This window comes from Peribacillus sp. YIM B13472, from assembly GCF_042788005.1.
Lineage (GTDB): Bacteria > Bacillota > Bacilli > Bacillales > DSM-1321 > Peribacillus > Peribacillus simplex_E.
The window spans coordinates 23,718-45,116 of record NZ_JBHZPG010000038.1 but is presented as its reverse complement, the minus strand read 5'-3'; the positions used below and the strand labels follow the sequence as shown (position 1 = coordinate 45,116).

At 39.2% G+C, this 21,399-nt stretch carries 21 protein-coding genes, 1 pseudogene and 1 riboswitch; of the genes and pseudogenes, 2 read left to right on the top strand and 20 right to left on the bottom strand.

The features are described 5' to 3' along the window. Positions 1-5: 5 nt before the first annotated feature. From ACFX4I_RS22320 to ACFX4I_RS22295, 6 genes and pseudogenes are all read right to left on the bottom strand, one after another. Positions 6-1,172, bottom strand: coding sequence for a glucose-1-phosphate adenylyltransferase (locus tag ACFX4I_RS22320; RefSeq protein WP_283931738.1), 1,167 nt, complete (start codon positions 1,170-1,172; stop codon positions 6-8). Then, positions 1,172-3,112, bottom strand: a complete 1,941-nt coding sequence (gene glgB / locus ACFX4I_RS22315) for a 1,4-alpha-glucan branching protein GlgB (RefSeq protein WP_377423059.1) — start codon at positions 3,110-3,112, stop codon at positions 1,172-1,174. Before glgB ends, ACFX4I_RS22320 begins: the two co-directional genes overlap by 1 nt. Positions 3,113-3,358: 246 nt before the next feature. Then, positions 3,359-4,372 (bottom strand): glycoside hydrolase family 15 protein, encoded by a 1,014-nt coding sequence (locus ACFX4I_RS22310; protein WP_230302118.1) that lies wholly within the window; start codon positions 4,370-4,372, stop codon positions 3,359-3,361. Between the two features lie 326 nt (positions 4,373-4,698). Beyond that, positions 4,699-5,025 (bottom strand): AzlD domain-containing protein, encoded by a 327-nt coding sequence (locus ACFX4I_RS22305; RefSeq protein ID WP_230302117.1) that lies wholly within the window; start codon positions 5,023-5,025, stop codon positions 4,699-4,701. Next, positions 5,016-5,756, bottom strand: a pseudogene (locus ACFX4I_RS22300) (AzlC family ABC transporter permease). The gene ACFX4I_RS22305 and the pseudogene ACFX4I_RS22300 overlap by 10 nt, the downstream one beginning before the upstream one ends. Before the next feature lie 30 nt (positions 5,757-5,786). Next, a complete protein-coding gene (locus ACFX4I_RS22295) occupies positions 5,787-6,305 on the bottom strand; it encodes a mismatch-specific DNA-glycosylase (protein WP_230302116.1) in 519 nt (172 codons plus the stop codon). Between the two features lie 405 nt (positions 6,306-6,710). On the opposite strand from ACFX4I_RS22295, the gene ACFX4I_RS22290 reads away from it, so the two are divergent. Beyond that, the gene (locus ACFX4I_RS22290; RefSeq protein ID WP_377423056.1) at positions 6,711-6,890 is read left to right on the top strand and encodes a hypothetical protein; all 180 of its coding nucleotides are present in this window, start codon (positions 6,711-6,713) and stop codon (positions 6,888-6,890) included. 581 nt (positions 6,891-7,471) lie between these two features. Here ACFX4I_RS22290 and ACFX4I_RS22285 read toward each other — a convergent pair. From ACFX4I_RS22285 to pdxS, 14 genes are all read right to left on the bottom strand, one after another. Beyond that, entirely contained in the window at positions 7,472-8,371 is a 900-nt protein-coding gene (locus ACFX4I_RS22285) for a sulfite exporter TauE/SafE family protein (protein ID WP_377423054.1), read from the bottom strand. 154 nt (positions 8,372-8,525) lie between these two features. Further along, positions 8,526-9,899: an NAD(P)-binding protein gene (locus tag ACFX4I_RS22280; RefSeq protein ID WP_377423052.1), complete on the bottom strand. Its 1,374-nt coding sequence runs from the start codon at positions 9,897-9,899 to the stop codon at positions 8,526-8,528. Further along, entirely contained in the window at positions 9,899-10,675 is a 777-nt protein-coding gene (gene cobA, locus ACFX4I_RS22275; RefSeq protein ID WP_063233667.1) for a uroporphyrinogen-III C-methyltransferase, read from the bottom strand. Before cobA ends, ACFX4I_RS22280 begins: the two co-directional genes overlap by 1 nt. Before the next feature lie 19 nt (positions 10,676-10,694). Beyond that, positions 10,695-10,910 (bottom strand): DUF3906 family protein, encoded by a 216-nt coding sequence (locus tag ACFX4I_RS22270; RefSeq protein WP_034306935.1) that lies wholly within the window; start codon positions 10,908-10,910, stop codon positions 10,695-10,697. A gap of 20 nt (positions 10,911-10,930) precedes the next feature. Then, positions 10,931-12,556, bottom strand: a complete 1,626-nt coding sequence (locus ACFX4I_RS22265; protein WP_377423049.1) for a nitrite/sulfite reductase — start codon at positions 12,554-12,556, stop codon at positions 10,931-10,933. Positions 12,557-12,572: 16 nt separating this feature from the next. Continuing rightward, positions 12,573-13,172: an adenylyl-sulfate kinase gene (cysC, locus tag ACFX4I_RS22260; protein WP_230302110.1), complete on the bottom strand. Its 600-nt coding sequence runs from the start codon at positions 13,170-13,172 to the stop codon at positions 12,573-12,575. Positions 13,173-13,215: 43 nt separating this feature from the next. Further along, complete coding sequence (sat, locus tag ACFX4I_RS22255) at positions 13,216-14,364, bottom strand: sulfate adenylyltransferase (RefSeq protein ID WP_377423046.1); 1,149 nt, start codon at positions 14,362-14,364, stop codon at positions 13,216-13,218. A 29-nt stretch (positions 14,365-14,393) separates the two neighbouring features. After that, positions 14,394-15,098 (bottom strand): phosphoadenylyl-sulfate reductase, encoded by a 705-nt coding sequence (locus ACFX4I_RS22250; RefSeq protein ID WP_377423068.1) that lies wholly within the window; start codon positions 15,096-15,098, stop codon positions 14,394-14,396. 181 nt (positions 15,099-15,279) lie between these two features. After that, positions 15,280-15,423 carry a YezD family protein gene (locus ACFX4I_RS22245; protein WP_141994426.1) on the bottom strand — a complete coding sequence of 48 codons (144 nt, stop codon included), beginning with the start codon at positions 15,421-15,423 and terminating at the stop codon, positions 15,280-15,282. Positions 15,424-15,592: 169 nt separating this feature from the next. Further along, positions 15,593-15,701: riboswitch (SAM riboswitch) on the bottom strand. A gap of 235 nt (positions 15,702-15,936) precedes the next feature. Further along, positions 15,937-16,470 carry an NADPH-dependent FMN reductase gene (gene ssuE / locus ACFX4I_RS22240; protein ID WP_230302108.1) on the bottom strand — a complete coding sequence of 178 codons (534 nt, stop codon included), beginning with the start codon at positions 16,468-16,470 and terminating at the stop codon, positions 15,937-15,939. A gap of 209 nt (positions 16,471-16,679) precedes the next feature. Further along, on the bottom strand, positions 16,680-17,267 hold the full coding sequence (locus tag ACFX4I_RS22235) for a TetR/AcrR family transcriptional regulator (protein WP_230302107.1): 588 nt from the start codon (positions 17,265-17,267) through the stop codon (positions 16,680-16,682). Positions 17,268-17,440: 173 nt separating this feature from the next. Then, positions 17,441-18,187 carry an SDR family NAD(P)-dependent oxidoreductase gene (locus tag ACFX4I_RS22230; RefSeq protein ID WP_377423042.1) on the bottom strand — a complete coding sequence of 249 codons (747 nt, stop codon included), beginning with the start codon at positions 18,185-18,187 and terminating at the stop codon, positions 17,441-17,443. Between the two features lie 144 nt (positions 18,188-18,331). Continuing rightward, the gene (pdxT, locus tag ACFX4I_RS22225; RefSeq protein ID WP_377423066.1) at positions 18,332-18,931 is read right to left on the bottom strand and encodes a pyridoxal 5'-phosphate synthase glutaminase subunit PdxT; all 600 of its coding nucleotides are present in this window, start codon (positions 18,929-18,931) and stop codon (positions 18,332-18,334) included. A 1-nt stretch (position 18,932) separates the two neighbouring features. Then, positions 18,933-19,820, bottom strand: coding sequence for a pyridoxal 5'-phosphate synthase lyase subunit PdxS (gene pdxS / locus ACFX4I_RS22220; RefSeq protein ID WP_034306956.1), 888 nt, complete (start codon positions 19,818-19,820; stop codon positions 18,933-18,935). A 135-nt stretch (positions 19,821-19,955) separates the two neighbouring features. Between pdxS and pdxR the strand changes: the two genes are divergently transcribed. Beyond that, a complete protein-coding gene (pdxR, locus tag ACFX4I_RS22215; protein WP_230302106.1) occupies positions 19,956-21,350 on the top strand; it encodes a MocR-like pyridoxine biosynthesis transcription factor PdxR in 1,395 nt (464 codons plus the stop codon). Positions 21,351-21,399 lie beyond the last annotated feature (49 nt).

Here is a 21,399-nt window from a genome sequence, read left to right as displayed (position 1 = left end):
TTTTTCTAGTTAAGAGTGATCTTTTTTTTGTTTGGATTGATAATGGTCTGATTTTCACCAATTAAGGTAATATCGGATGTAATCGCTGAATTGCCAACTATGGCACCATCTTCTATAACACAATTGCTGGCTATGATGCTTCTTTCTATATGAACGTTTTTACCAATCGTGACATTAGGCATGATGACTGAATCTTTTATGGTTGACCCATAGCCAACCTGTACATTATAAGATAAAACCGAATGTTCAATGTTCCCATGTATCATGCACCCTTCATTGATAAGCGACTGACTGACCTCTGCATCCGGTGATATATATTGCGGCGGATGATTTGCATTGCGGGCAAAAATTTTCCATTGCTGATCATCCAACTGGAAATTTGGCGTATCCTCCAATAAGTCCATATGTGCCTGCCAAAGGCTTTCGACAGTTCCGACATCTTTCCAATAATCATTAAAACGATAGGCATATAGCTTTTTTCGGTCTTCAAGCATCTTTGGAATGATGTTGCTGCCGAAATCATTGGAAGAATTTTCATCCTTTTCATCATTTATTAAATACCTTCTTAGGGTTTTCCACTTGAAAAGGTAAACTCCCATTGAAGCGAGATTACTCTTTGGATACTTTGGTTTTTCATCGAACTGAGTGACTTTATCATCATCATTGGTATTCATGATCCCGAAACGACTTGCTTCCTGCCACGGCACTTGAATGACAGCTATGGTTGCCTCAGCATTTTTTTCGATGTGATAATCCAGCATCTTACTGTAATCCATCTTATAAATATGGTCACCCGAGAGAATCAGTACATGTTCCGGATCATAGTTATCAATATATTGGATATTTTGATAAACAGCGTTTGCCGTCCCTTTATACCATTCACCGCCTTCTTTCCCTTGATAAGGGGGAAGGACGGAAACTCCGCCAACATCCAGATCAAGGTCCCAAGCTTTGCCATTACCAACATAATCATTTAGAATCAATGGCTGGTATTGGGTCAGTACCCCAACCGTATCAATACCAGAATGAGTGCAGTTACTTAATGGAAAATCGATGATTCTATATTTACCGCCAAAGGGAACAGCTGGTTTTGCCAAACCGATTGTCAATTCACCTAACCTTGAACCCTGGCCTCCTGCCAATAACATTGCTATCCATTTTTTCGCTCCCATTATTCGTTCACTCTCCCCCGTCTTTTTTTTGTTTGCTTCATAAAAATAGAAATGCCTAATGGAGGTACTGTTATTTCCATGCTGAATGGTTGATTATGGTATGGTTCCTTTTTGACATTAATGGGTTCTTCATTGATCTGACCCGATCCTCCGAAAGCTGCTGAATCACTGCTGAAAACCTCTATATATTTACCCTGGGATGGAACGCCTATTTGATATCGAGCATGAGCCTGCGCAGAAAAGTTACAGACAACAATGCAATAATCGCCTTTGCGTTTACCTTTTCTTATAAAGGTAATGATACTCTGTTCACTATTGTTCGGATCTATCCACTCAAATCCCTCCTGGACATGATCCAGTCTCCAAAGGGAGGATGATTGCCTATAAAAATCCTGAAGGGTACGGAAGTAATAGGCCAGCTTTTCGTGTGATTCATATTCCAAAAGAAGCCAATCCAATTGTTCCTCATCTTTCCATTCTATGAACTGGCCAAATTCACCGCCCATAAATAGAAGCTTCTTTCCTGGATGTGTCATGAAATACCCAAAGAGTAACCGTAAATTAGCGAATTTCTGCCAATAGTCGCCTGGCATCTTATTCAATAAAGACTTCTTGCCATGAACCACTTCATCATGTGAAAAGGGCAAGACGAAATTTTCTGAAAAAGCATAGAAAAATGAAAATGTTAAGAGACTATGATGATTTGGCCTTTCCCCCGTTTCAAGTTTCATATAACGAAGGATATCGTTAGTCCATCCCATATTCCATTTGTAATTAAAGCCCAGGCCGCCTATATCGGTAGGAGAAGTTATAAGTGGCCGGTCTGTTGCTTCTTCAGCCATCATTAATGCATTGGGATATTTCTTGAAAACCACTTCGTTAAGTTTTTGCAAAAATTGTATGGCTTCCAAGTTTTCCTCACCGCCAAACTGGTTTTTCAGCTTGATCGGCAATGGATTATCATGATTTAAGTAAACCATTGACGATACCGCATCGACACGGATCCCATCAATATGGTATACATCCATCCAAAACATTACATTTGATATAAGGAAACTGATTACTTCCGGTTTGGTAAAATCAAAGTTGTATGTCCCCCATAACGGGCGATCTGCTCTAGTATAATCAATTGGTTCATAGAGAGGCGTACCATCGAAACGGGAAAGTCCATGCGCGTCTTTGCAAAAATGGGCGGGAACCCAGTCAAGAATTACACCAATGCCCTTTTGGTGGCAAAGGTTAATTAAATATTTAAAATCTTCCGGTGAGCCGTAACGACTGGTTACAGAATAATAGCCCGTGACCTGGTATCCCCACGATTTATCAAATGGGTGTTCCATTATGGCCATGATTTCAATATGTGTAAAACTATTATCAATCACATAATCAATCAATCTATCAGCCAATTCACGGTACGAATAAAATTCGCCATCTTCTTTCTGTTTCCATGTTCCTGGGTGCACTTCATAAATGGACATGGGTTTATGATAAATATTTTCCTTTTTCCTATCGGCTATCCACTTCGAATCTTGCCATTCAAAATTATCCAGCCTTTTAATGACCGAGGCTGTATTTGGTCTGACTTCCGAATAAAAGGCATATGGATCGGCTTTTAGGATTCGTTTATTTCCAGGTGTATGTATTTCGTATTTATAGATTTCCCCTTCTTGTAGTCCTGGTACGAACAACACCCAGATACCTGATCGCTCGATCCGTTTCATCGCATGTTCTTTTCCGTCCCAATTATTAAAATTACCGACTACTGAAACTTGCTTGGCATGGGGGGCCCAAACGGCGAAGCGTACTCCTTCTTTACCTAATGATGTTACAATGTGTGCCCCAAGCATTTTATAGCTTTCATAAAGGGTGCCTTCATGAAACAAAAACAAATCGAAATCGCTTGGATAAATCTCTTGCAGCTGGTCAATAATTGTACTCAATAAAACCCCTCCATCAGTATTAACTCGATAGTATTTTACCCATCCTTCCCCAGTTATTATATATATTCGATGAAAATGATATAAATCCTTCAAATGGAGGTGAAGTTATTGTTATAAATAGCCGTTTTTTTGCAAATTAAAACATTTTTTTAAGAAAATTATACATTTATTGTAAAAATATTATTATACCAATAAAAGCCCTCCCCATTTTTTGGAAAGAGCTTTAAGGTATCATGTAGGAATGCTTCATGTTATTTGTTCAGTTCGAATCACGGAAGTCTTCGTCAAAAATAAATAGGATAAGGAGACTGACCATGCCAGAGGAGTATTCTTGTTTGGAATATTACTGCCTCCTATATATAATTCGGGTACTTCCCAATTTTCCGGTATGATCATTTTCGTTTTATCTATATATTCCTTAACTTTGTTCATCATTCCAAGTTCAAGGTAGCATAAGCCCAACCACGGAAGCCCGAAACACCATTCGGCTTCTTGACCGTCATTATAATAAAGGTCCTTTTCATATCTTATACAACCATTTGTTCTTTCAAGGCGCTCTGTGACATTCTTCAATATTTTAAGTGCTATTTCACGGTCTACCAGCCGATAAGGATAAATTAAGGATAATAGGGCTAAATCTGTCTCTTTTGAATAACTTTCCCTTGGAAGCAAGAAACGAAGAGTTTCTTCTCCCTTTTTAATCAGTTCTTCCTTGACGTTGACCAGCATTTTGACTGAATTCAAACCAGCAATACATGCACCTATGCTTGAAGCGTGGATTTCTATATTTTCTTCCCACATCCCGTTATCTTCCGACTGCCAATATTGCAGGCATTCCAAGTAATTGACCAACTTTTGAACAATTTGTAAATCACGTTGATTTCTCATCACCTTTTTACCATGCCTATATCCTTCACCGACACCCCATAAAAAGGCACCTATCGCATCATTTTGGGCATGGCCCCACTCATCGGGCAGTTCTTTAAGCTCAGTGGAATATCTTGCATGGATATGTTCAAATAAAAACTGGGGTTTCTGTTCCGTATGAATATCTATCTTCCACTCATAGGATTGAAATAAGTCGAATAAAGCATGATATGCTTTCTCATAACGATTGGATGGATCATTTATAAAAGGCATTACTGTATAAACGACATCCCTTATCCAGACATAATTATAATCATCGGAAACGCTTGCAGTATATGCGCCATTAGGAAGCCGCATGCGATCAAGAACCTCTAGTGCACCATTCACATTCATTAATTGAGCACCTCCATAGTAATTTGCTTATTCCCATTGTTGACAGACTCCCATTTTCTATACGTTTGTTGTTTCATTTTCAATTAGAAGCGCTTTCAATTCAGCTAACCAAAACGAATTTTCAGAAGTACATTCACCTTAGTTTATGTAATCACTGCCCTTTTTGATAATCAAGCTTCCAATGTTCATTAAAAAGCGTCATTTGCCTAACTGAAACCAACTCAAAAAGCTGCCGGTCATGACATAGGTTATTTGGAAAATAAAAACCCAGTAATGGGAATCCATTACTGGTTATATCGGACTAACATTTAAATGTTTAGTACTTATTAAAAGAAAACTCGTAATATCATTAAGGAAAGCACGCCAATCATAACCGTACCCAATAGACTTCTCGTAAAAATGGCAACCAGGAAAGCTGGTAAAGCTGCGGCCAAATTCAACACATTATCCTTAATTGAAAAGACCTGTTCCGATAATAGAAGTACTTGAGCCAACAACGCCGCCATTACAGCCACTGGGACATGCTTTAGCCAATCGATGCCCCACTTTGGAATCTCCATTTTACTAAGCAGCATCAAAGGAACGACTCTAGGTATGAAAGTCACAATCGAAATCCCTACAATGACAGCAAGGATATATCCGCTTATTTCCACCTGCCAATCACCATCCCTATCGTTGAAGCTACAACAGTTGCCACTATGACGCCAGTACTGCCAGGAAAGAAGAAACTTACTGCAACAACGATTAATATGCTGCTTAAAGCGACTGCAAGATCTATAAAAAAGTCCTTTTTACTTAATATTTGCAAAACTAAAAGGCCGATAAACATCGCTGGCAGGGCGAAGTCCATCCCATATTTTTCGGGATCTGGAATCCATTGGCCAAAGAAACCGCCGGCCATTTTTGCAATGAACCAATTTAAATAGGCTGCAAGATTCAAGCCAAGCATCCATTGAAAATCAAGTTGTTTTCTCTTCTGTGCCGTTGAGACGGCCACCCCAAACGTTTCGTCAGTTAATAAGGCTCAGGTTATCAGGTTTTCTTTCAAACTTTGCTGCCTGAAATATGGTGCCAATGCAGCACTAAGTAATAGATGACGACTGTTAACAAAAAAAATCGTAAAAATTATGGCCGATACTGGATGAATTGCAGCTATCATCCCCGCAGCTATGAATTGACCAGAACCTGCATAGAGTAAAAGCGACATAAGTGCCACTTCAATCATACTTAATCCTGACGTTTTTTCGACGACCCCTGCAGCAAAACCGATACTTAAGTATCCCAATAATGTAGGAATGCAATCCTTTACTCCTTGCCAAAAGCCTTCCCCATCATTGACCTCGGAAAATCCATCGCTTTTCCATTCAGCACTATCCAGACTCATATAATTCCACCCTTGTTTTAATAAGTTCCTTCAATTGCTTTTCAGCTTGCCAAGCAGAATTGGCAACTCACTATATATTTCGATGATCTCTTCTATCGGCATTCTAACTAAACCGCTGGAAGAAGGGGCAACGAATTCAATGGTCTCATTCAATGAAGGGTCTTCTTGCAGCCCCCAAGAGATTTTTCGTAATTGACGATATTCCTGATAGACACCTTTGCCTACAAAACAAACGAGTTTAGGTTTATACTTTTCAATTTTCTTTTTTAATTGCTTCCTTCCTTGTATGTACTCTTCCTTAGTGATTTCGTCCGCACCTTTTGTAGGCCTGGAAACGATATTGGTAAAACCATAACCTAAATCCAGTAATGACGAGTCTTCAGTTGGTTCATATTTCCTTGGTGTCAACCCGGACTCGAAGAGGATTTTCCAAAAGCGATTGTTTGGATTCGCATAATGATGGCCAGTCTCGCCTGAACGAATGCTTGGATTGAAACCTACGAACAAAATATCCAAATCTTCCTTTAAATGATCAGAGATGCCTTCCATATTAAAACTCCTTTTAAAATTTGCTATTTAACCATTGTACAAAACTGAAAAATATTTAACTACCTTTTCCGCCATTTTCACAACTTATATTCAAAAACTTAAAACGTTTTGAAAAGAATGAACGATGATAGCTAAATAATATGGGTGAAAACCTGACAAATTGAATATTAAAAGACCTATTGCTCCTAAAAAATTCCGTTCATTACTCCTTACGGGACACACTTCCAGAAATTATTTATAAAAGTTTTTTTACAATTACAAATGCCGCGGTTGCAGTTAGTGAACCGGTAAAAAAACATATACAACCATTTTCCCCAAAGAATATTTCTGTAAATGCAATGGAATTGATAACCGCTCTCTCCCCATTCCCCTTCATTGGAATTATGAAGAAAATGAATCCACTGAATGCCAAAATCTATACTGCATCAGACAACCCGGCATAAAGCAAAAGCCTGCATGCCTTTAATCGCTTGCAGGGATTCAAAATTAAAGGATATCCGCAATCTTCATGTAATCACCGTCGGAAATGACAGCAAGCTAATGGACATTAAGCATGTAGCTGCTAGCATCCCAATTTTCATGTAAGAAAGAGTTCATTCATTTCACTGGGGAACAAGAGAATGTGAAAGTGCACTTGCAGACCAATTGTAGGTACGGACATGGTTACTTTGGAAGCAATGGCATGCGAAAGACCCGTTATTTTTTGTGGAAATCTCTGATATTTTGGGACGGTGAATAAACCTCCATAAACCAAATGCCGGTGTTCAAAAAGGCATGTATTTAAAATCGATAGTAAAAAAAATATAATACCGCTTATTATATTATATGAAAGTACAATTCAATCATTTGAACTTAAATCAGGCTATAAATCAATGGTTCTGCTGCTGTTCTATAATTATTCAAATCTCTCACGATGGCTGAAATTATTAAAGGGGATACTATTGATACTTTGTTAGGAGAATAGACTGAGGGCTTAAATCTCAAGATAATTAAGACAGTTAAAAAATGGTTCCAGAAAATAAATGATTCTATTAAATAGGATCAAGAACCTTTATTAAAACAGCAACAACTTTCAATTTGGCAAATGACTTTACTCGTAGGTATTCATGTACCTACGAGTTTTTAAGTTACGTTTCTGAATATGCTTTTGTGTATAAGCTCGGGAATCAGGAAACATTCCGCCGTTGTTCGATATGATCATGGTTTCTCGCATTGGACATCTTATTGATGGTAAGAAGAATTCCAGAAAGCCATATAATCACGATGCCTGAATAGATATATATATGGGCTTCAATCGGAATCCATGTAGCTAATAATGTTCTTACATTGATTAAGATAATGAAACCACCCACTAAAACACCCATTAATTGGGCAGGAAGCATCCTGACGAGCCATGCTGCAATTGGTGCCGCAACCACTCCACCAATTATCAACGCTACGACCCAAAGCCAATTGACAGCTTCCCATCCCAGTGAAATGATAAAACCAAGACTTCCGAAGAAAGCAATGGCAAATTCACTCGTATCTACAGTCCCTACGGCTTTTCTCGCCGTCATTCCTTTTTTTGACAACAAAACGGGCGTTGCAATCGGTCCCCAACCGCCTCCGCCTGTTGCATCACAAAAGCCTGCAAAAAGGCCTAACGGAATGGATTGTTTTGCGGTCAATGGCTTTACGGCTTCATTTTCCATTGACGGTTTAAAAATAAATAAAAAACGGAATAAAACGTATACGCCAAGGCCAAATAAAAATATGGCAATATACGGTTTAGCTAATTCGGCTGGCAGGTTGCTCAGGAAACATGCACCTACAAATGCACCAACTGAACCTGGAATGATCAAACGATAGACCATATTTTTATCCACGTTCCCAAACTTTATATGTGAAGCTCCGGATACTGCTGTGGTCACTACTTCCGATAAATGAACGGATGCTGATGCTACTGCAGGGGCAATCCCGAATGTCAGCAATAAGGACGTGGAACTCACTCCATACCCCATTCCAAGCGAACCATCGATTAATTGGGCTAAAAACCCGATAAAGGCCAAAACGATTAACTTTTTCATGACATTCCCCTTTTTTCATTAAAATAGAACCTATATAACATCGACCCGATGGAACCGATTGCTTGTATAAATCATTTAGATTTCCATTTAGACACAAAGAGGCACCTAACCAAAATGAAATGACATGTTGGTTAGGTGCCTTCAGTTTTTCTGATCAGCCCAATGATATATTTTCTTCGGTTTCTACTGGTAAAAGCCTAGCTAAAAAACGATATCTTTCTTTTAGGGAATATTTATAAATATCCTCTATTGAATCTTTCAGTAACTTAGATTTTTCCTCTTTTGAAAATGAACCATTTTTTATAATCATCCTTGCTTCAAAAAGGAATTCAAGATATTCTTCATATGATTCATCATATACTTTCCCTAGGTCATTCCGAATTTTTTTTGCGAGTGTTGGGCTTGCTCCATTGGTAGATACACTTATGGAAAGCATGCCTCTATTCAATGTAGCCGGAATATGAAAATTACCCAACTCATGATTACTAATAACGTTCACCAACTGACTTTTGGATGCATTCTCGTACACTCGTTCATTAACTTCAGTCGAATTTGTTGCAACGATGATTAAAAACGCATCTTTATAATCAGTTTCTTCCACTTCTTTAAGTAAAACTTGAATCTTACCTTCTTTCTCCAACAGTTGAAAACCTGTGCAAATCTCGGGGCTTACGACAGTCACTTCAGCACCAGCTTCCAATAAGGGACCCGCTTTAAAGTAACCTATTTTACCACCGCCGATGATGATACACTTTCTGTTCTCAATATTAAGCGTAATTGGATACATAAGCTCCCCCCCACTCACTTCATGAATTCGTTCCGATATCGCTTTTTCAATCTTTGGGTGATAACCTAGATATCGGCAAAGTATGAATTTCTGCTTCCCCTTTTTTTGAATCTTTTTTATACCATTTTCGATGGACTGCATTAAGAGACCGGTAAACAATAGGTAAGGAATGATAAATACTTGGTTTGTTCGAGATTCCTCTGCGAATTCCAATGCTTCTCCAAAGCTTGGTGTGGCAGCTGTCAAATAACACTCTTGCACACGGATTTTTGGAAGCCTGTTCCTTAGCAAATCGGCCAATCGAGACAAATCCCTTTTCACGTCGGGATCACTGCTGCCCCTTCCAACCAATAAAACCAAGGAATCCTCCGTAACCCTTACATTTGTTTCCTCCAACCGTTCCACTAAAATGTCAACCATTTTATCACTGACGCCAATCGGCCTTCCGTATTTCAAGTCAACGGCAGGATACCGTTCTTTCATTTTGTTCAATATGACTGGAATATCATGTTTTGCATGTACAGCTGTTAGCAATAGAACTGGAATGGCAATGATTCTCGTCGCACCTTTTTGTACGCATCGTTCGTAGGCCTCTTCAATCGTAGGAGTTTCCAATTCTAAGAAGCAATATTCCTGAATGGAATTTGGCTGTGCTTGCATACAAACTTTAATAAAATCAATGGCTTGGGCAGAAGCTTCTTTAACACGGCTGCCATGGCAAATATATAAAATGGCTTCCATTAAAATGCCTCATTCGCCAACAAATTTTCGGTTTGTTTTCCTTCAAACCATTTGATTTTTTCTCGTAAATTAACGACATCGCCCACGACTATCATGCAAGGATTCGAAATCTGTTCGTTATTGGCGGTTTCCACTACATTAGCCAAAGTACTGACAGCTGTTTTTTGCGTTTTTAATGTCCCCCAATGAATAAGGGCTACAGGAGTCTCTGGACTTTTCCCATGCTCCAAAAGTTTTCCTTGAATATATGGCAGATTTTTAACACCCATGTAAATGGCTAATGTATCGATTCCTTTTGCAAGGGATTCCCACTTGATATTATCCTCTTCATCCTTTTTCCGATGACCGGTAACAATTGCAAAAGATGAAGCATGGTCCCTATGTGTAACTGGAATTCCCGCATAAGCTGTAGCGGCGATTCCAGCCGTAATTCCTGGTACGATTTCAAAGCTCACGCCACTTTTGGCAAGGGCTTCCGCTTCCTCCCCGCCTCTCCCAAAGACGAATGGATCGCCGCCTTTCAAACGGGTGACTATTTTTCCCTTTTTTGCATATTTGACCAGGAACCGATTGATGGTATCCTGCTGCAATAAATGATAATCCGGCAGTTTACCGCAATTAATCAGCTCTACACCGTCTTTTGCATGATTCAATAGTTCTTTATTGACAAGTCGATCATATAAAATGACATCAGCTTCTTGAATGCATTTTAATCCTTTTAATGTAATTAAATCTGGATCTCCGGGACCGGCTCCTACTAGATATACTTTCCCCATTTATGCAACCTGCCTTCCCTTAGAGAATCGTTTCGAATTCCGATAAAACGAAACCTGCTCCATTTTTAATTTTCCTTTTTTCATATAATGAGATGTCATCCACTTCAGGCATTTTCAAATAATGCTTTTCCAGCTCGATATCAACAAGTTCAAACGCCTTTTCATCTGAATCGGCAACAATGATGACATGGATTGGTTTTTCCTTGATAGTGACTTCAAAACGGTATAGATTCATGGAATGCTTACCTTCCCCTATTAAACGGCCACTTCCGTTAATATATCATCAAGCTTACTTTGTAACTGCGATATCCCTACTCTTTCCACAAAATCTAGAAAGGTTTCTGATAGAAGTTTTGTTTCTTTGAAAAATAAGATCAGTTCTTTCAGAACATGATAGAGCTGTTCAGCTTCCACTTTTCCTTTTAGTTTTTCATTGAACTTACCGCCTTCATTCAGCGTTCCTCCGACGTATATCTCAAAAGCTTCGACCATCTTTTTGTCCTGGTTTTTCATTTTTATGCCTTGAAGCCCAATTTCGGCGATGGCTCTTTGACCGCAATTATTCGGACAACCGACCATATGCATCCTTACAGGTACATCGAGATCTATTTCCTTGTCCAATGATTCAGATATGGTCCTCATTCTTTTTTTTGTTTCAACGAGTGCCAGGTTGCAATACTCGATGCCTGTACAAGAAACGGAATAACCAATGAACTTTTTTGGTTGATATGGAAATCTTTCAAAGATTGATTCCTGTTTTAATTCCTCAAGTTTTGCATCCGGCACATTTGGAATGATAAGATTTTGAGAATTACAGTTTCGGATTTCACCATTTCCATATCTCTTTGCAAGTTCGGCAAACTCAATCACTTCGTCAGGATTTAGACGACCAACTGGTATATTGACTCCAACATAGTTCAGACCATCTTGTTTTTGTTTATGGATGCCGTAAAAATAGCCTGCATTCCATCCCTTCACCGCACTTTCACCCTTTTCAGGAAGCGGACCGGTGTACTCCAGCAATTTTTCCTTGAATTGTTCAGGACCCCAATCAGCGACAAGGAATTTCAAACGCGAGCGATGACGTTTTTCACGGTACCCAAAGTCACGGAATATCGTCGTGATTGCGGCCGCTACTTCGACTGTTTTTTCAGGTGAAATGAATAAGTCAAGTTCTTCTGCCAGCATCGGAACGGAGGATAGCCCACCGCCTACTTTCACGTGAAAACCAACTTCCGTTACTCCATCAATTACTTTAGTAGCTGGATTGAATGAAACACAGTTGATTTCAGCATTTGAAGCATTATGGATATTAGCACTTATGGACATTTTATATTTCCTAGGAAGGTTCGAATAGTCTTCGTTAAGGCGGAAATACTCAAATACATCATAAAGTACTTCGCGAGTATCAAAAAGTTCGTCAGGATCGATGCCTGCCAATGCATTACCGATGATATTACGTGTGATATCACCACATGCACCGGCCGTAGTCAGTCCAACCCTTTCCAAACGGTTTAAGATATCCGGGACTTGTTCGATGGTCAGCCAGTGGAATTGAATGGCTTGACGGGTTGTAATGTCATATACATCCCTCCCATAATCTTTAGCGATGTTAGCTAGAGTTATCTGTTGATCATAAGTCAGGATACCTCCGGGAATAACGACACGCATCATCCAGTAACCTGCTTCTTTTGGCCGTTGCAGGTATAGACCTGCCCACTTGAACATATCCCAATTCTCTTTAGGGATGGAATCAAAACCATTTGCAGCGTAATGTGGAATATCATCAAATATCTTCAATCCGTCTTTTTCCAATTTCCAGATCTCCGTTTTATTTTTAGCGATTAGTGGATTTTCCGACCAAAATTTCTCGTAAACCATTACATTTCCTCCTTGATTAGATCGCTTTCTTTGCTGTCAAATAGCCGATTACCTGTTCAACGCACTCTTCAATGCTGTATTGGTCGGATTCTAAAATGATTTCCGGTTGTTCAGGTTCTTCGTATGGAGAGTCGATTCCAGTAAAATCTTTAATGATTCCTTTACGCGCCTTGTCATAAAGACCTTTTGGATCACGCACTTCGCACTCTTCGATCGGACACTTTATGTATACTTCAATAAACTCCCCTTCATCGAGTAAATCACGTACAATCTGCCGATCTGCCCTGAAAGGTGATATGAAGGCGGTCAATACGAACTGCCCACTATCCACGAATAACTTGGAAACCTCACCGATTCGCCTAATATTCTCGGTTCGATCCTCTTCAGAAAAACCTAAATCTTTATTTAATCCATGGCGGATATTATCACCATCCAAAACATAACTTCGAATATTCCGATTATATAACTCTTTAGCGACCGCGTTCGCAATCGTAGATTTTCCGGAACCCGAGAGTCCTGTAAACCAAAGAACTGTGCTTTCATGCCCGTTCTGCTTCCGGCGGAGCTCCTTGGTCAATGACGTTTCATGCCAAGTGACATTCGTACTTTTACTCATATAATAATCCCCCTCTTCATGTGATCCTTCAATTTATGTCCAATCAGTTATAAACTTCATTCTTTTTTAGACCTTCGATCAACACCTCGATGACTTCTTTACGGCTAAAGGTAGCTGGAGGAATTTCTCCATTGCGCAACATTTCCCTTACCTTCGTTCCAGACAGGATGACATGGTCTTCCTTGCCATGCGGACAAGTTTTAGCGGAAGCCATATTGCCACATGCTTTACAGTAAAAACTATGTTCAAAGAATAATAGAGTGATCCCTAACTCATCTGCGTTAAAATTCCCAAATATTTTTTGGGCATCATATGTGCCATAATAATCGCCCACACCCGCATGATCACGTCCGACGATAAAATGGGTGCAACCATAATTTTTACGGACCATCGCATGGAAAATGGCTTCTCTTGGTCCTGCATAACGCATGGCAGCAGGGAAAACTGCAAGAGAGACGCGATCCTTAGGATAATATTTTTCAAGCAGCACTTTATAACTTTCCATTCTTACATCTGCCGGAATGTCATCGGATTTAGTGGCACCTACGAGAGGATTTAAGAATAAGCCGTCGACAATCTCCAATGCTGTCTTTTGAATGTATTCATGCGCACGGTGAACAGGGTTCCTCGTTTGGAATCCGACAACCGTTTCCCAGCCTTTTTCAGCAAAAGCTTTCCTTGTGTCGACCGGGTCCAAATAATGAGCTTGAAATAGCGGACGCTCTATTCTCTTGATTAACTTTATTTCCCCGCCGACATATACATCGCCGCGGTTATATAAATTTTTTACTCCAGGATGCTTCTCATCATCCGTTTGATATACTAATGTCGCTTCCAATTGCTTATCTGGAGTGTAAATATCGGAAACGGATAGAACCCCGTATGTTTCACCTTCATGAGTCAACGATACTTCTTCACCTATAGTAAGGGTTTTTGCAGTTTCTTCGGTCAAAGGCAGCGTAATCGGGATGCTCCATACATGCCCGCTGCTAAGCCTCATATCCTTGACCACTGTCTCATAGTCACTTTTTGTAAAGAATCCTTTAATCGGACTGTAGGCACCAGTGCCTATCAATTCAAGATCACTTAAAGCAATTTCATCGATTTCGATTGACTTTGTTATTTTACTAAAATCATATTTTGGTTCCCAAAGATCGATTAATGTTCCTCCGTGCGGTAGACTGATTGTCATGCTAATTTCCCCCTATGGTTTCTATTTATTTAAGATAAATGCAATCCGCATTCCGTTTTTTGAGCTCCTTGCCAACGGCCTGAGCGTAAATCATCTGCATTGAAGGCAGGTGCTGTACACGTTTTACATCCAATGCTCGGATATCCATTATCATGCAGGATATTATATGGAAGTCCATTTTTGTGGGCGTAGCGCCAAACATCTTTCCATGTCCAATGTATGAGTGGACATATTTTAACTGACTTGAACTTATTATCCTTATTGATATACTCGGTTTGAGCCCTTGTTTCGGATTGCTCCCTCCGCAGTCCCGAAAGCCAGGCTGTTGCCGTTGAAAGCACATCGGTAAGCGGAATGATTTTACGGATGTTACAGCACTTATTGGAATCACTAAGCCATAATTCATCCCCATATTCCGCTGCTTGTTCCTCAAGCGTCAAGGCAGGTTTCTTCATTTCGATCAAAAGCTTTGGATAGCGCTTTTTCACTTGCTCGATCAATTGGTAAGTCTCCTCAAAATGAACATCTGTATCAAGGAAAACAATTTTTGCCGAAGGGTTGACCTTCGCCAATAAATCCGTAAGCACGATGCCTTCAATACCAAAACTGCAAGCATAAATCAGTTTGTTTCCATAATGGTCATTCGCCCATTGCAGAACTTCCAAAGCACCTTTTGTTTCACTGTCTTCAGGAAATACAGGGAATTCCCCTGAATTGAAATTTTCATAGTTTATTAATCCAGCCAACTTTGTAGCCCCCTCTAAAAACTTGCTGTATCAGGTTAGAATAACTATTGATCAATACCCGTTTTAATCTTCCCCAGTTTATTTGATTCTAGGAAAAAGAGACGAATCCAACCAATACTCTCTTTATATCAGTTAAACCCGCCTCTAGTTTTTCTAGTCAGCAGATACCTTATTTAATTCTTAATTTTTCATTTCTTTCCATCTGAATGATTTTACCATCCTGGACAATAAGTGTAATGGATCCATATTTCATTGAATTAAGCATTTCTTGAAGTCTTTCAAATATTTCTTCAAGCTGATTCTCTTTTTCCAAACCAGTTCCTCCTTTAAGAAAATCCGCGAATATTTTATTTTCAACCTGATTAAAAAAATTTCTTAGATTTATATAATTCCATACAACCTTACATTGTTATGGTTGGCCTGAAATTTTTCCAAAAACAAAAATCTTCCCATGATGGAAAGATTCCAAGGTAAATATCATTACCTTATCTTCCAAAATGATCAACATTTTGTTGGAGGTAGCACCTTGCATCCATCATGCAGGTTGCTGGACTTCAAAGGGCCAATTCCCTCCGTCGCTCTGGATAAGTTTTATTATTTTAAATATTAACATATATTTAATCCTTGTCAATGGAGTTTTCTTATAAAATAACTTGGTTTAATATTATGGATGAACTGTTATTTTTATACACACTATTCAATTTATGATTTTATGTTCATATAAATACGAAAATAGACTCGTCTTTTTAGATAAAGTCTCCAAAAAAATGAGTCCATTTTCATTAATAAACCTATTATTGACGCCTGTAATTACTTGAAAAAATATTTAATTTCTTAACTGGATCGCTTCTACAAATTCTTGAACTTGACTCTGGACGCGATCAATTAAATGTGAATCATTAATCGGATTTTCTGAATTCTGTTTATCTATTTCCTTATCAACAAAATATATGCCCTGCAGCGGCTCGCCTTTTAATATTGAGATTAATGGTTTAAGCGCATAGTCAATCGCCAATAGATGCCTGTTACTTCCACCAATCATGATTGGCAGAACTGGCTTACCCTTAAAAGCACCTTCTGGCAGCAAATCAATCAAGGCTTTCAATACACCTGTATAAGAAGCCTTATAAACCGGTGAACCAATAATGATTCCTCTAGCTGCTTGAATTCTCTCTGAAAGTTTTAAGATATCTTCGCTATTATATTTCCCTTGAAATAAATCATCTGCTGAGAAATCCGTAATTGAGAAATAAGCTGTGGTAAATCCTTCTTGTTCGACTAATGATTGAATATGTTTTAGTGAAATGTCCGTTCTTGATGGAATAGCCGGACTTCCTGATAAAATTACGATATCGCTCATTTAATACCCCTCCAATGTTACATGATTTAAAGATGAAATCTTCGTAAAGCAATTCGTGCAGTATGCATTTATCGTAATAGTCTGAAAAATATAAGTCAAATCTTACACTCGGGTTTAATGAATCACCAGTTGACTTCATCGACTATGAATGAAATTAAAACGGTCATATTTACGGCTTGATGCTCATGCCCTTAAATATGACCGTTTCATTATGTATGAATTTGTTTACCATGAATACCATATACCAAAAGTTGTGCAATGCTCTTAATTCGTTCAGAAGTAAAATATGGCTCCTTTTTTTGTTGATGGATCTCATAATGTGTAGATAAAGCCAATGTGAAAGAAATGATCCCTACATTAAATAAAATAATATCAGAGATATATTGTATCTCTCCGCTATCTATTCTCTTCTGTATTTCAATATGCCTGGCATTTGGCTTGAAAATCTGATCTACATATTGCTTTGAAATATCTTGATCGAATTGTGTTTCCCTAAATAATATCGAAAACTGTTCTTTATTTTCAAGAATTTTTTTTATCATGGTAGTAACATGATTCTCCACTAGATCATCCGTGGATAGATGGCTAGTCCCATCTTCAGATTCCTCTTTTTCATTAGGGGTAATTGTAGCCAAAAGCAAATCTTTTTTGCTGTCAAAGTATTTGTAAATAGTAGCTTCGGAAACATTGCATGCAGAGGCAATTTCATTCGTTCTTGTCATGTCAAAACCTTTAGTGGCAAAAAGAGTCCGGGCTACATTTATGATTCGTTCTTTGGTTTGCTGCCCTTTTTTCAAAAATATCAACCTTCTTTTATAAAGATAAGACCGGTTTCACCCATCTATTTCCCATGATATATCCCTGGTATCAATCGGTCAATATTACCTTTGATCTATTAGAATTCAATATTCCCATATATCATAAATAGAAAACATCATCTGGTTGGGACGATGTTTTCTATTTATGAAAATCACTTAAAAGATGCATAGCCATCATCGACCATGACTACACTTCCATTGATCGCATCCGCTTCCTCTAACGATAATAGATAGACGGCATTTGCAATGGCTTCTGGCTTAATCAATTCACCGCGCATTTGACTTGCATTCAATTTATCGATGATTCCCATGTCTTTATAACCTTGTATGATTGGAGTGTCGACCCCGCCCGGCGCAATGCCCACAACGCGTATGCCATGAGCACCCAATTCCAAAGCTGCTGTCTGTGTCATCATTCTTACAGCACCTTTAGTCGCCTGATAGGCAAAAGTCCCATGGGAAGCTAAGTAGCCAAACACAGAAGCGGTATTTATAATGACTCCCTTGTTACCCAGCTCCTTCATTTTCCGTCCTGCTGCCATGATTCCAAATGCCACTCCGTGCTGGTTCACCCCAATCGTTTTGTAGTAACCCTCCATATCTTGTTCTAGGATCATACCGCCCGCACCAATGCCGGCATTATTAAACATGATATCGAGCCTTCCGTATGTTTCCACTGCTTTATTGATTAACGATTCAACATCTTCCTGCTTAGAAACATCCGATTTAACATAAATGGCCACTCCACCATTAGCTGTTATCTGATCAACGGTTTCCCGACCCATTTCTTCATTAAAATCCGCAACAACGACCTTGTCCCCTTTTGCTGCGAATTTCAAGCATGTGGCTCGGCCTATACCGCTTGCTCCCCCTGTGATAACTGCAACTCTTGCTGTCATATACATTCCCCTTCCAACTAAGTAAGTGATTACTTACTTTTTATTATAAAAGTAAAGAATAGTAAATTCAAGCAATATGTATTTTTATAGAGTTCTGAGCTTTCAAAAGTAAAGCTGTCCTATTAATAGGACAGCTTCATTTGTTTAGCAGGTTTTCAATTCGACCATACTTACGGAGGTCTTCACCATTTCAATGAAAAGTTGAAGGAAGCGATCATCACCTGTCAATTCTGGATGAAATGCACTTACGAGGACATGGTCTTGTCTCGCAGCCACTACATTCTCTTCATAAACAGCCAATACTTCTACACCTTCTCCAACTTCATCAGCAAATGGCGCCCGGATGAATACTGCCTTATAAGGGGCTTCCATTCCTTTGATGGATAGGTCAGCCTCGAAACTTTCCCGTTGACGTCCAAATCCGTTCCTTTTCACGGAAATGTCCATTAGTCCGAGATAGGCCACCTCATCGCCAGTCAATTCATTTGCCGCCAATACCATCCCAGCACATGTACCGAAAATTGGTTTTTTATCTTCGAAGAAAGTTTTGATCGGTTCCATAAATCCATAACGATCCATTAGCTTCCTCATCGTCGTGCTTTCTCCGCCTGGAATGATCAAGCCATCGATTTCCCGCAACTGTTCCGGTTTTTTTACTATAATCGCTTGTTCGCCGGCAGCTTTGATTTGGTTCAAGTGTTCTTCAACCGCTCCCTGTAATCCCAAAACACCGATCGTTATCATATTACCATCCACGTTCCTGCATCCGTTCTGCCGGAGCTAGTTTGGAAATATCAATGCCCTTCATTGCACTGCCCAATTCTTTTGACAACTTGCCAATCAATTCATAATCGGTGAAATATGTAGTCGCTTGAACGATTGCGGATGCGAATTTTTCTGGAGTTTCAGATTTAAAAATACCAGACCCAACGAAAACGCCATCTGCTCCCAATTCCATCATCAATGCAGCATCTGCTGGAGTGGCAATTCCGCCCGCTGCAAAGTTAACTACAGGCAATTTACCTGTGCGTTTGATTTCTCTTAAAATTTCAAAAGGGGCTCCAAGATTTTTTGCCTCTGTCATTAATTCATCATCACTCATGATGCTCACTTTGCGAATTTGTGACTGTACCTTTCTCATATGACGCACAGCTTCCACAATATTACCTGTTCCTGGTTCTCCTTTTGTACGAAGCATGGATGCTCCTTCACCAATACGGCGCGCAGCTTCGCCTAAATCACGGCAGCCACAAACGAAAGGTACTGTGAAATCACTTTTTAGAATATGGTATTCTTCATCCGCAGGAGTCAGCACTTCACTTTCATCGATATAATCCACTCCCATGGATTCCAGGACCCTTGATTCAACGATATGGCCAATCCTTGCTTTAGCCATGACCGGGATTGAGACTGCATTCATTACTTCCTCGACAATTCGCGGATCTGCCATTCTTGCTACGCCGCCAGCCGCACGGATGTCGGAAGGTACCCTTTCCAATGCCATGACAGCGACCGCACCGGATGCTTCTGCGATTTTTGCTTGTTCTGCGTTAATGACGTCCATAATTACGCCACCCTTTTGCATTTGTGCCATTCCTCTTTTTACTGTGTCAGTTCCTAATAATTTTTCCATTTTTTTCTTCCCCCTAATATTTTCATTTTTTAGATTTGTTAGGCTTAGTATAAAAAAGAGTTGACCACATTGAAAGTGTCAGTTTTAATAAATTTAATGGGGTCAGTAAAAATTTATCAAAAAGGTGGCAACAAAATGAATATGCTTACTTGTGATTTAAATCGGTTAAGTGAAATACCTTTGTACGAACAATTATATTCACATATAAAAAAAGAAATCATTGATGGCCGTCTTCTTTACGGCACAAAGTTGCCCTCCAAACGGAAATTGGCTGAGTTCCTTCAAATAAGTCAAAATACTGTCGAGACTGCATATGAACAATTGACTGCTGAAGGATACGTTGAAGTCATACCAAGAAAAGGGTACTATATTCAAACATTCGAGGATTTAGAGTATACACAAACTAACCAAGTATCCTTGGAAAAAAACAATCATAAAGAAGGGGAATTGCTGTATCATTTTCATCCCAGCCAAATTGATACGGAACACTTCCCATTTGAAAAATGGAGAAAATACACGAAAGGCAAGATCGATGAATCACATCAAGATCTTCTTTTACTGGGGGATTCTCAAGGGGAATATGAATTACGATGTGAAATTGCCCATTATTTGTATCATGCACGTGGTGTACAATGTGTTCCCGAACAAATCATCATTGGTGCAGGAATGGAAATTTTATTGCAGCAGCTTGTCCTTCTATTCGATAAAAATGCCATCTATGGTGTTGAAGATCCTGGGTATCACTTGATTCACCGGATTTTACGCAGCTACCCAAATGAAGTCCATCCCCTGCAAATTGATGAAGAAGGCGTAAAGGTTAACCAAATTGAAGATTCAAAAATCGACGTCGTGTATGTCACTCCCTCACATCACTTCCCCAATGGGACGATCCTATCCGTTAACAGGCGGACGCGATTGTTGAACTGGTCCCAAGGGGCAACAAACCGCTATATTATCGAAGACGATTATGATAGTGAATTTCGTTATAGTGGAAAAACAATTCCTTCCTTACAAAGTATGGATGCCGGTGATAAGGTGATTTATTTAGGGTCGTTTTCCAAATCATTGATGCCATCGATTCGGATCAGTTATATGGTTCTTCCCGCTCCATTGTTACAATTGCATCAACAGGAATTATCTTTTTACCATTCCACCGTTTCTCGGATTGATCAGCATGTGTTGACACAGTTCATGAAGGAAGGGGATTTCGAAAAGCATTTGAATCGAATGAGGAAAGTTTACCGTCGCAAGTTGGATAAAGTGATCGATCTGTTTAAACCACATCAGCAAATAAAGATCATTGGTGAACGGTCAGGATTGCATATCGTCCTCATCGTTAAGAACGGCATGGATGAAGAGACACTTATTCAAAAGGCAAATGAAAATCATATTAAAATTTATGGACTATCGACATATTCTATTGAAAAAATTGATGAAAACCCTCCTAAAATCATATTGGGCTTTGCAGGGATCCCTGAATCCGAATTGGAAAAGGCCATCCACCTCTTATTGACCTCATGGGGTTTATAAATAATAAAGAAGTTCACTGTCGTGAACTTCTTTAAGTTTGTCGAACAAA